Source organism: Streptomyces otsuchiensis (assembly GCF_004305975.1).
In the GTDB taxonomy this organism is placed as follows: Bacteria; Actinomycetota; Actinomycetes; order Streptomycetales; family Streptomycetaceae; genus Streptomyces; species Streptomyces otsuchiensis.
In genome coordinates this window covers 1-10,798 of the sequence record NZ_BHZI01000205.1, presented here as the reverse complement: position 1 = coordinate 10,798, position 10,798 = coordinate 1, and the positions used below count along the sequence as shown (strand labels likewise).

Sequence of the window (10,798 nt, the reverse complement as noted above, 5' to 3'; positions counted from 1 at the left end):
CCTCCGAACTCCCGCCCGCCGAGTCAGGAGAGACCCGAACCGCCGGCCACACCTCCGGCAGCTCACATCCGGCGCCTCAGGAGGTCGCGGGCGGGAGTTCGGAGGCCATCACGGTGGCCCCGTCGACGTCACGGATCTCGATGGTGCCCACGTCGGGCCGCAGCACCGCGGCGTTCACCGCGCACACCACGGGCACCTCGGAGGCGATGAAGGCGCCCGAGTCGAACTCGGTGCCGTCGGAGCTGATCACCACCACCGTGAAGGTGTCGCCGACGGGCAGCCCGTCGACATCCAGCAGCGTCTCCGTGCCCCAGGTGTGGGCGACGACCGAGGCGTCGACGGCGACGCCGTCCGGCTCACCGTCGAAGGCGATCGGCTCGACCGCGCCGAGCGTGCCGGGCGGGCCCGTCGGCGGCCCGTCCACCCGGTCGGCCAGCGCGGTCACGACCGCCCCGCCGACCGCGCCGAAACCGACCAGCGCGGCGGCGGCGACCAGCATCCCGAGGCGGCCTCGCAACGGGCGGCGGCCGTTCAGCGGCCGGACGCCGCCACCGCCCGGCGCGCCGTGGGGCACCCCGTAGGGGCGGGCGGCCCCCGTTTCGGCCCCGGGGTCCGCGGCGAGGACCCGTGCGCGCAGTCCGGGCGGCGGCTGCTCGTCCCGGTAGGGCCCCAGAGCGTCCAGGGCATCCAGCTCACCCTCGAACCCGGTGTACTCGACGCCGGGGTGGCGCTCCAGCAACCGGGCGAGCTCTTCCTCCTCGGCCGCCGTCAGCTCGCGCCCGGCGCCGAGGTCGAGCAGTTCGAGCGCGCGTGCCCGCTCGGCGGCCGGTCCGACCTCGTGGTGGTCAGGCATGGTTCTCACCCGCCTCCTTCAGGGCCTTCCGCAGGGACCGGAGGCCGTAGTACATCCTCGTCCTCAGGGTCGCGACCGGTACGTGTGTGATCCGTGACAGCTCTTCGTACGACATGCCGTTCAGCCGCACCCGCACGACCACCTCGCGGTGCTCCTCCGACAGGTGCTCCAGCGCGTCGGCCACCACCAGCCGGTCCAGGCTGGCCGTCATGGGGTCGGCCGGGTCGGGACGCTCGCCGGCGCGGGTCAGCTCCACCGGGTGCGGCAGGCGCCGCCGGGCACGCAGGGCGTCCGCCACCAGGTTCCGGGTGATCGCGAAGAGCCAGGTGCGGACCGTCGCCCGCTCGGGACGGTAGGAGCCGCGTGCCCGCCACGCGCGCGTGAACGCGTCCTGGACGCACTCCTCCGCCTCGGCCCGGTCGCCCAGGGCGTTGAGCGCGAAGGCGTAGAGCGACGCGCCGTGTTCGTCGTAGGCGGTCGCCACGTCGAACGGCTCGTCCAGCTCGCCGGGCAGCTCGATCACGCTCCTTGTCGCCGGCGCCCGCTCGGGGGTCGCCCGTCCCGTCACGGTGAGGGTCACGCCACGGTATACGGCCCGGGCGCGCCGCGCGTTCGACGCGCCCCCGGGGCGGGCGCCGGGCCAACGGGCGCCGCGGCCGGCTCCGGAGAAATATCCGGCCGGCCGTGAACGCCGGCGGGCCGCGCTCCGTATTCCTCCCACAAGCGGGGTCCGACCGTCCCCGCCGCTACCGAAAGGTGATCACGATGAAGACAGCCACCCGACGGGCCGCCGTCGCCACGGCCTCCGCCGCCCTGCTGACCCTCGGCGCGGCCGGAACCGCCTCCGCCGGTACCGAGGTGGACGAGCCGTCCACCTTCACCAGCGCGTTCACCGTGCACGCCGACCCGGACACCATCATCAACGCGGACGGGGAGTCGGTGCCCGGCGCGGAGGGCGGCAGCGGTGAGTTCCACTACCGCGTCAACTCCGACGAGGAGATCATCTGCTACGACCTCACCACCCGTGGCGTGCAGCCGCCGTACGAGAGCCCGGCCAAGACCGCGACCCACATCCACGAGGCCGTCGAGGGCGAGGCGGGTCCGCCGCGTCTGGCCTTCCCGGACCCCGAGGGCGACGGTGACGTCCGCACCAGCTCCGGCTGCCTGCAGGGGCCGTTCACCACCGGCCTGACCGACGACGATGACGTGGACACCGCCGAGGGCTTCTCCCTGCGGCAGATCGAGGACGATCCGGAGAGCTTCTTCGGCGACACCCACACCGAGGAGTTCCCGGCCGGCGCGGTGCGCGGGCAGCTCGTGGAGATGCCGGTCGGCGGCGTCGACACCGGGCTCGGCGGCAGCGCGGACGGTGGCAGCGGCGGGGCCGGCGGCACGGCGCTGCTGGCGGCGGGTGCCGGCGGTCTCGTCCTGGTGGCGGGGCTGGGCGTCGCACGGCGGTTCAGCGGCGCCTCATGAGGTGGACGCCCGGCGCGGGCGTGTGGTCCGGCGTCGCGGTGGTGCTGCTCACCGCCGCGTGCGCCGGGCCGCCGGCCGAGCGGGTGCCACCGGCCGACGGCGGCTCCCCGGCCGTCGGCGCTCCGGAGACACCGGACGCGGCGGACGGAGGCGACGACGGAGACAATGACCGCGACCGTGACGCGGGCAGCGACAGCGACGCGGAGGTGGTGGACGGCGGGCCGGTCTCCGTCGGCATCGACGCGGTCGGCGTCCGGTCCGGCCTGATCCGGCTCGGGCTGCGGGACGACGGCACGATGGAGGTCCCCGAGGATCCGGACCTGGCGGGCTGGTACGCGCCGGGCGGACGGCCGGGCGGCCCCGGCCCCACGGTCATCGTCGGCCACGTGGACTCCACCGACGGGCCGGCGGTGTTCGCCCGGCTGCGCGACCTGGCGCCGGGCGACACGGTGCGGGTCGGCCTGGGAGACGACGACGCCGTGTACCGCGTGGCGCGGACCGAGGAGTTCCCGCAGGACGCCTTCCCGACGGTTGATGTGTTCGGCGCCGTCCCGGAGGACGAACTGCGGCTGATCACCTGCCACGGCGACTACGACGACGGCTACACCGAGAATCTCGTCGTCTTCGCCACCCGCGTCTGACGCCCGGACGGCCCCGCCCACGCCCCCGGGCGCCGCGCGGCGTGGTGGTCAGGCGGGGGCGGCCGGTTCGGTCGCGGCGGGCGCGGCGACGGCCGGGCGTGGCGGGGCGCCCGCGCCGCCCGGCAGCTGCGGCCGGCCGGTGGGGTCCGGACCGGCGACGGCGTCGGGCGCCGCCGGTTCGACCGTCACGTCGTCGGCCGCCTCCAGCGACACGGCCTCCGTGCCCCCCGGCCCGCTCACGGTGTCGCGGACCACCGACCGGCAGGCGTCACAGTGCGCGATGTGGACGCCAGACCGTGAGTGTCCGGAGGCGTGGACGTGCTCGACCAGGCCGCGCCGCGCGTGCCGCGCCAGGACGCCGTGCGTGTGGTTGTCGTGCACGGTCAGGTAGGAGGCGCGGTAGCCGGTCAGCGGCTCGTCCTCGGTTCCGGTGAAGGCGACGCCCTGCACCAGGTGGTGGCGGACGGTCAGGTTCTCCACGGCCACTTCGGGGGCGGTGACGGTCACCCCGGTGTCGCGGCGGGACCCCCCGTCGATGACGACCCGGTCGCGGTCGGCCCCGCGCAGCACGATGCGCGGGGTGGTGACGGTGACGCTCTCCCGGTAGACACCCGGGTCGACCAGTACCAGGTCTCCGGGGACGGCGGCGTCCACGGCCTGCTGGATGGTGGCGGCGTCACCCGGCACGGTGATGGTCGCGTGGTGGCCGGGCGGCCCGGGGCGGGCGTCGTCCGGGCGGGGGCTGAGCGCTCCGCACCCGGCGAGCAGGGCGACCAGCCCGATCAGCAGCAGCCCGGTCACCGCCGGGGCAGCCGCCGTGAGGACGGGACGCGGGGCGTCGCGTCCGGTGGCACGCGCGGAGGGGGCGGCGGGGCCGCCAGAACGGTGACGACGGAGATCCCACATGGCGCTCAGATCTATCGTCAGATCATCACTAGAAGCAACGAATGACCGTTGTGCCCGGTGCGCGCTCACCCGGACGGCCCATCGCACGGCCCGCCGTCACCCCACGCAGGACGCCGCCCGGCCCCGTTGGGGGCCGGGCGGCGTCCTGTCGTCCTCAGCGGCGCGCGGCGCGCACGCCGACCGGTGTCAGCGGCGGCCCTTCCGGCCGCCCTTGCCACCCTTGCCGTCGTCGTCCTTGCGGTCCTCGTCGTAGTCGCGCGGGCCGAGCAGTTCGTCCGCCAGCGTCGGCAGGTCGTCGAGCGGAGTCTCCTCCGCCCACTGGGGACGGTCCCGGCGCGGCGGCAGCGACGCCTCGTCGATCTGGGGCAGCTGGGCGGTCTCCTCGACGTCGGCGGTGCGGCTCGCGTCGCGACCGCGACCGCGGTCGCGCCCGGAGTCGCGCCCGGAGTCGCCCTCCCCGACCGCCGGGATGACGGCCGTCTCGTCGTCCGAACCCACCGCCGGGATGACGGCCGTCTCGTCGTCCGAACCCACGGCCGGAATCACGGCCGTCTCGTCGTCGTCGGCGGACCGGGGCTTGTCCCCGCCACCGACCGCGGGCAGCACCGTCGTCTCGTCGTTGGCGCGACGGCGGTCCTCCTCCACGCGGGCGCGCCGGGCGGCGTCCTCCTCCTCGCGGGCGCGCCGGGCGGCGTCCTCCTCCGCCTGGCGCCGGGCGGCCTCGGCCCGCTCCTGGCGGGCGGCCTCCTCCGCCGCGGCCTTGCGGGCCTGCTCGGCGCGGAGCAGGGCCTCCTCGGCCTTGCGCTGCTTCTCCCGCCGGCGTTCCTCCGCCTGCGCGCGCAGCCGCGCCTCCTCCTCGGCCTGGGCACGCAGCCGCGCCTGCTCCTCCTGGCGGGCCCGCTCCTCGGCCTCGCGGCGCAGCCGCTCCTCCTCGGCCTTCTTGCGGGCCTCCTCGGCGCGGCGGCGGGCCTCCTCGGCCTGACGCTCCTCCTCGGCCTTGCGGGCGGCCTCCGCCTCGCGGCGCTCGCGCTCCTCCTTCTCGGCCTTCAGCCGGGCCAGCTCCTCCTGGCGCTCACGCTCCAGGCGGGCCTCCTCCTCCTTGCGCTCGCGTTCGAGGCGGGCTTCCTCCTCCTTGCGCTCGCGTTCGAGCCGCTCCTCCTCCTCGCGCCGCTTGCGCTCCTCCTCCGCGAGGCGACGGGCCTCCTCCTCGGCCTTCCGGCGGGCCTCGGCCTGCGCCTTGAGTTCGGCCTCCGAGAGGGGCAGCACCTGGTCGAGACGGTGCCGGGCGGCGGTGGTGACGGACTCCGGGTCCTGCCCGGCGTCGATCACCAGGTAGCGGGCCGGATCGGCGGCGGCCAGCGCGAGGAAGCCGGCGCGCACCCGCTGGTGGAACTCGTTCGGCTCGGACTCCAGCCGGTCCGGCGCCTCGGTGAACCGCTCGCGGGCGGTCTCCGGGGACACGTCGAGCAGCAGCGTCAGCTGCGGCACCAGGCCGTCCGTGGCCCAGCGGGACATCCGGGCGATCTCGGTCGAGGAGAGGTCGCGGCCGGCGCCCTGGTACGCGACCGAGGAGTCGATGTACCGGTCGGAGATCACGACGGCGCCCCGGGCGAGCGCCGGGCGCACCACGGAGTCCACGTGCTCGGCACGGTCGGCGGCGTAGAGCAGCGCCTCGGCGCGGTGCGAGAGGCCGTCGCTGGAGACGTCGAGCAGGATCGTGCGCAGGCGCTGGCCGACGGCGGTCGCCCCCGGCTCGCGGGTGACGACGACCTCGTGGCCCTTGCCGCGGATCCACTCCGCCAGCGCCTCCACCTGGGTGGACTTGCCGGCGCCGTCCCCGCCCTCGACGGCGATGAAGAACCCGGTGCCGGCGGCGGCCTCGGCGGGCTCGCGCGGGAAGACGGCGTCCCGGAGGTCGGACCGCAGCGGCACGCCGCGCCGGTCGTCGGTGGCGCGCAGCGCCAGGGCACCGACCGGCAGCAGCAGCGCGCCGATGATCATCAGCGCGTAGGCGGCGGCGCCGTGCGTGACCACGAAGTCGCCGCTGCCGACGCGGTGCGAGCCGATCAGCCCGGCCAGCACCGGAGCCAGCACCACGGCCGACCCGATGACGAGCCGCAGCACGGCGTGCAGATGCTGGGTGAGACGGGGACGGCGGAACTCCTCCGTCTCCTGGTCCAGCAGGACGTGGCCGGTGCGGGCGGCGACACCGGCGGCCAGGCCGGCGCCCAGGGCGCACAGCAGCACGGTCGCGGAGTCGGAGACCAGGCCGGTGGCCAGCAGTCCGAGCCCGGCGGTGACCACGGCCAGCGCCAGCAGCCGACGGCGGGTCAGACCCGGCAGCACCGAGGAGGCCCAGCGGATACCGGCGGCGGTGCCGCCGGTCAGGGCGAGCAGCAGCAGACCGAAGAAGACGGGGCCGGCGCCCAGGTAGAAGGAGTGCAGCGCGGCGAGCGAGCTTGCGGCGGCCACCGCGGCGGCGACGGCGGCGCAGGTGATGACCAGCGTCGGGATCGCACCGGTGCGGCCCTTGTCCGGGCCGGTGCCGGCGGACGGGCGACGCAGCCCCTCCAGCGGCGAGCGCGGGCGAGCCGTCTCGACGGCGGGGAGCTTCAGGAAGTACAGCGCGGAGACGGAGGCGGTGAACAGACCGGCCGCCACATAGGAGGCGAGCGCGGCCTGGTGGGTGCCGAACCAGTCGATGACGGTGGCCAGCACATTGCTCAGCAGCGCGGCCGCGGTCAGCGCGGCGGCGGCCGGCGGCACCGCCAGGAAGGCGGCGCGGATCCACAGGCTGCGCAGCGCCTCGTTGTGGGCGGGCAGCGGGCGGATCGCCGCGCCCTCCGGAGGCGGCGGCGGCAGCAGCGCGGGGGCCGCGCTGTCACGGGCGATGGCCCAGACACGCTCGGCCGCGCCCAGCACGAAGGCCGTCACCAGCAGGTAGACGTACGCGGAGCCGGGGAGCCAGTCGATCCACAGGGGGGCGACGATGAGCACCGCGGCACGGAGGCCGTCCGCCCCCACCATCGTCCAGCGGCGGTCCAACGGGCCGTCGGCGGTGAGCAGCTTGCCGATCTGGCCGTGCAGCACCGTACCGGCCAGCGCCGTCGCGGCGACGCGGACGGCGAGCAGCAGTGCGACGGCGAACAGGACACCGCGCTCACCGTCGCCGAGCGCTCCGGAGTAGGCCGCCGCGGGAACCGCCAGGAGGATCAGCACCAGCATGGCCAGCACATCGCCGACCGAGCCGGTGAACTGCGCCTCCCACAGGCGCCGCATCGCCGGGACCCGCAGCAGGGCCCGCGGTCCGCGCGCCCGCGAGTCCGCGGCGAGCGCCTCGTCGGTGGCGTCGCCGGTGGGGTCGGCAACCTTGGATTGGTCTGCTCGCGTCATCCGGCCAGCGTAACGGTCGGGACGGACACGATTTCCACCCGGCCGAACAAACGCCCGGTCCCGCACGGGGTGTCGTCGGGGTGGGCGAGGGGGAGCCGCGTTGACGTCGCCGGTCAGCGCGCCCGACCCGCGCCGACGGCACGCCAGGAGCCCCCGGGCCGACGGGATCGGGGGACGGAGAGCGGTGCGGAGTCGTGACGAGATAGCGGTCCGGGGGCGTGCGCGACACCGTCGGACGGTGTCGCGCACGCCCCCGGGGAGGCGAACGGCTACTCGGCCTTCGTCGCCGCGGTCTTCTTCGTCGCGGCCTTCTTGGCCGTCGTCTTCTTGGCCGTCTTCTTCGCCGTGGCCTTCGTGGTGGCGGTCTTCTTCGCTGCCGTCTTCTTCGCGGCGGCCTTCTTGGCGGGGGCCTTCTTGGCCGCCGTCTTCTTGGCCGTCTTCTTCGCCGGGCCCTTGGCCCGCTTCTCCGCCAGCAGCTCGTAACCCCGCTCCGGGGTGATGGTCTCCACCTCGTCGTCCCGGCGCAGCGTCGCGTTGGTCTCGCCGTCGGTGACGTACGGGCCGAACCGGCCGTCCTTGACCACGACGGGACGCTCGGTCTCGGGGTCGGTGCCCAGTTCCTTCAGCGGCGGCTTGGCCGCGGCCCGGCCGCGCTGCTTGGGCTGGGCGTAGATGGCCAGCGCCTCGTCCTGGGTGATGGTGAAGAGCTGTTCCTCGTCGGTCAGCGACCGGGAGTCGGTGCCCTTCTTGAGGTAGGGGCCGTACCGCCCGTTCTGCGCGGTGATCTCCACCCCCTCGGCGTCCGATCCCACCACGCGCGGCAGCGACAGGAGGCGCAGCGCGTCCTCCAGGGTGACGGTGTCCAGCGACATCGACTTGAACAGCGAGGCGGTGCGCGGCTTGGCGGCGTTCTTGGCCGCCTTGCCGCCCTTGGCCTTCGCCGCCTCGGCCTCCGGCAGCACCTCGGTGACGTACGGCCCGTACCGGCCGTCCTTGGCGACGATGCTGTGGCCGGACACGGGATCGGTGCCCAGCTCGTAGTCGCCGCTGGGCTTGGCCAGCAGTTCCTTCGCGAGGTCGAGGGTCAGCTCGTCCGGCGGGAGGTCGTCGGGAACGTCGGCGCGCTTGGCCGGGGTGTCCTCCTCCCCCTCGACGGGCGGCGCCTCCACGTACGGGCCGTAGCGGCCGACCCGCAGCATGATGCCCTCGCCGACCGGGAACGAGGAGACCTCGCGGGCGTCGATGGCGCCCAGGTCGGTGACGAGCGCCTTCAGACCGCCGAGGTGGTCGGGGTCCGACGCGGCGTCGGCCGCGTCCGGGGCGGGCGCCGAACCGGAGTCACGGTCGGCGGCGTCGGCGGCGTCCGCGCCGAAGTAGAAGCGGCGCAGCCACGGCACCGCCTGCGCCTCGCCGGTCGCGATCCGGTCGAGGTCGTCCTCCATCTTCGCGGTGAAGCCGTAGTCCACGAGCTGCCCGAAGTGCAGCTCAAGCAGGTTGACGACGGCGAAGGAGAGGAAGGACGGGACGAGCGCGGTGCCCTTCTTGAACACATAGCCGCGGTCGAGGATGGTGCCGATGATCGAGGCGTAGGTGGAGGGGCGGCCGATCTCCCGCTCCTCCAGCTCCTTGACCAGCGTGGCCTCGGTGTACCGGGCCGGCGGCTTGGTGGCGTGGCCGTCCACCGACAGCTCACGAGCGGCCAGCGGGTCGCCCTCGGTGACCTGCGGCAGCCGCCGCTCGCGGTCGTCGAGGTCGGCCGCAGGGTCGTCGGAGCCCTCCACGTACGCCTTGAGGAAGCCGTGGAAGGTGATGACCTTGCCGGAGGCGGAGAACTCGCAGTCCCGGCCGTCGGCGGAGCGCCCGCCGACCTTGACGGTCACGGACTGCCCGACCGCGTCCTTCATCTGGGAGGCGACGGTCCGCTTCCAGATCAGCTCGTAGAGGCGGAACTGCTCGCCGCGCAGGCCGGTCTCGGCGGGGGTGCGGAACCGGTCACCGGAGGGACGGATCGCCTCGTGCGCCTCCTGCGCGTTCTTCACCTTCCCGGCGTAGGTGCGCGGCCGGTCGGGGAGGTAGTCGGCGCCGTAGAGCTGGGTGACCTGGGCGCGGGCGGCACGCACGGCGGTGTCCGACAGCGTCGTGGAGTCGGTCCGCATATACGTGATGAAGCCGTTCTCGTACAGCCGCTGCGCCACCTGCATGGTGGGCTTGGCACCCATGCCGAGCTTCCGCGACGCCTCCTGCTGGAGGGTGGTGGTGCGGAACGGCGCGTACGGGGAACGGCGGTAGGGCCGCGACTCGACGGAGCGCACCGCGAAGTCGGTGCTCTCCAGCGCGGCGGCCAGCGCCCGCGCGGTCTCCTCGTCGATGTGGCGGACCTGCTCGGGCTGCTTGAGCTGCCCGTCGGCACCGAAGTCACGTCCCTGCGCGACGCGGCGGCCGTCGACCGAGACCAGCCGCGCGTCGAAGGTGGTGGCGTCGTCGGCGCCGGAGGCACCGGCGCCGGGCGCGAAGGTCCCGGTCAGGTCCCAGTACTCGGCGGACCGGAACGCGATCCGGTCGCGTTCCCGCTCGACGACCATGCGGGTCGCGACCGACTGCACCCGTCCGGCCGACAGCCGGGGCATGACCTTCTTCCACAGGACCGGCGAGACCTCGAACCCGTAGAGCCGGTCCAGGATGCGCCGGGTCTCCTGGGCGTCCACCAGCCGCTGGTTCAGCTCACGCGGATTGGCGACAGCGGCACGGATCGCGTCCTTGGTGATCTCGTGGAAGACCATCCGGCGGACCGGGACCTTCGGCTTGAGGACCTCCCGCAGGTGCCAGGCGATGGCCTCGCCCTCGCGGTCCTCATCCGTGGCGAGGTAGAGCTCGTCGGACTCGGCGAGCAGGTCCTTCAGCTTCTTGACCTGCTCCTTCTTGTCGCTGTTGACGACGTACAGCGGCTGGAAGCTCTCGTCGACGTTGACCCCGAGCCGCGCCCAGGGCTGTCCCTTGTACTTGGCGGGCACCTCGGCGGCGCTGCTCGGCAGGTCGCGGATGTGCCCGACACTGGCCTCGACCACATACCCGGGCCCGAGGTAGCCCTTGATCGTCTTGGCCTTGGCCGGCGACTCGACGATCACAAGTCGGCGTCCGCCGTTCGCGGTCTCGCTGGTCGGGGACAACTTCTCGCTCTTCTCTCCGTCGGCTCGGCCCCCGTCGGGGGCTGCTCCCGGGAAGGTCCGGGTATCGGGGGTACTGGTGCGGAGTGTGACGCTACCTCCCGCCTGCGTGTCAAACGAGAACACCCCACCACTCTGCTCACTGCCTCTCGACGGTAACCCGACAAGGCCGCCCTCCGCCGCCGGATGGCGCGCAGTGACCGCTCTGGCAGGATGACGACGCACGGCACCGGTCATCCGGCGCACCCGGGCGGGGACCGGTCCGGGACACGCTCCGCGGGGTGCGGGCGGCGGGCTCCGGGGCGCGGAACACCGGGTGCGCACCGGGTGTGTGCCCGCCACGGGGGTACGGGCCGGAACCGGTG

At 74.5% G+C, this 10,798-nt stretch carries 7 protein-coding genes; 2 read left to right on the top strand and 5 right to left on the bottom strand.

Going from position 1 to position 10,798, the window contains the following annotated elements; genetic code table 11:
* Positions 1-76: 76 nt before the first annotated feature.
* Both E0D90_RS18675 and E0D90_RS18670 read right to left on the bottom strand, forming a co-directional pair.
* Positions 77-853, bottom strand: a complete 777-nt coding sequence (locus E0D90_RS18675; protein ID WP_130799328.1) for a hypothetical protein — start codon at positions 851-853, stop codon at positions 77-79.
* A complete protein-coding gene (locus E0D90_RS18670; RefSeq protein ID WP_157996891.1) occupies positions 846-1,376 on the bottom strand; it encodes an RNA polymerase sigma factor in 531 nt (176 codons plus the stop codon). The genes E0D90_RS18675 and E0D90_RS18670 overlap by 8 nt, the downstream gene beginning before the upstream one ends.
* A 242-nt stretch (positions 1,377-1,618) precedes the next feature.
* Between E0D90_RS18670 and E0D90_RS18665 the strand changes: the two genes are divergently transcribed.
* Positions 1,619-2,329: a CHRD domain-containing protein gene (locus E0D90_RS18665; protein WP_103500484.1), complete on the top strand. Its 711-nt coding sequence runs from the start codon at positions 1,619-1,621 to the stop codon at positions 2,327-2,329.
* Positions 2,326-2,970: a sortase domain-containing protein gene (locus E0D90_RS27950; protein WP_227870314.1), complete on the top strand. Its 645-nt coding sequence runs from the start codon at positions 2,326-2,328 to the stop codon at positions 2,968-2,970. Before E0D90_RS18665 ends, E0D90_RS27950 begins: the two co-directional genes overlap by 4 nt.
* Positions 2,971-3,018: 48 nt before the next feature.
* Here the strand turns inward: E0D90_RS27950 and E0D90_RS18655 are convergent, their stop codons facing one another.
* The 3 genes from E0D90_RS18655 to topA all read right to left on the bottom strand — a co-directional run bounded on the left by E0D90_RS18655 (position 3,019) and on the right by topA (position 10,436).
* A complete protein-coding gene (locus E0D90_RS18655; protein WP_130799326.1) occupies positions 3,019-3,876 on the bottom strand; it encodes a right-handed parallel beta-helix repeat-containing protein in 858 nt (285 codons plus the stop codon).
* A 186-nt stretch (positions 3,877-4,062) separates the two neighbouring features.
* Positions 4,063-7,269: a dTMP kinase gene (gene tmk, locus E0D90_RS18650; protein WP_130799325.1), complete on the bottom strand. Its 3,207-nt coding sequence runs from the start codon at positions 7,267-7,269 to the stop codon at positions 4,063-4,065.
* Positions 7,270-7,538: 269 nt separating this feature from the next.
* Positions 7,539-10,436 (bottom strand): type I DNA topoisomerase, encoded by a 2,898-nt coding sequence (topA, locus tag E0D90_RS18645; RefSeq protein WP_130799324.1) that lies wholly within the window; start codon positions 10,434-10,436, stop codon positions 7,539-7,541.
* Positions 10,437-10,798 lie beyond the last annotated feature (362 nt).

Excerpts from the sequence above, each read along its gene's own strand:
- E0D90_RS18675 (WP_130799328.1), bottom strand. The coding sequence starts at position 853 with ATGCCTGACCACCACGAGGTCGGACCGGCCGCCGAGCGGGCACGCGCG.
- E0D90_RS18665 (WP_103500484.1), top strand. The coding sequence starts at position 1,619 with ATGAAGACAGCCACCCGACGGGCCGCCGTCGCCACGGCCTCCGCCGCC.
- E0D90_RS27950 (WP_227870314.1), top strand. The coding sequence starts at position 2,326 with ATGAGGTGGACGCCCGGCGCGGGCGTGTGGTCCGGCGTCGCGGTGGTG.
- E0D90_RS18655 (WP_130799326.1), bottom strand. The coding sequence starts at position 3,876 with ATGTGGGATCTCCGTCGTCACCGTTCTGGCGGCCCCGCCGCCCCCTCC.
- tmk (WP_130799325.1), bottom strand. The coding sequence starts at position 7,269 with ATGACGCGAGCAGACCAATCCAAGGTTGCCGACCCCACCGGCGACGCC.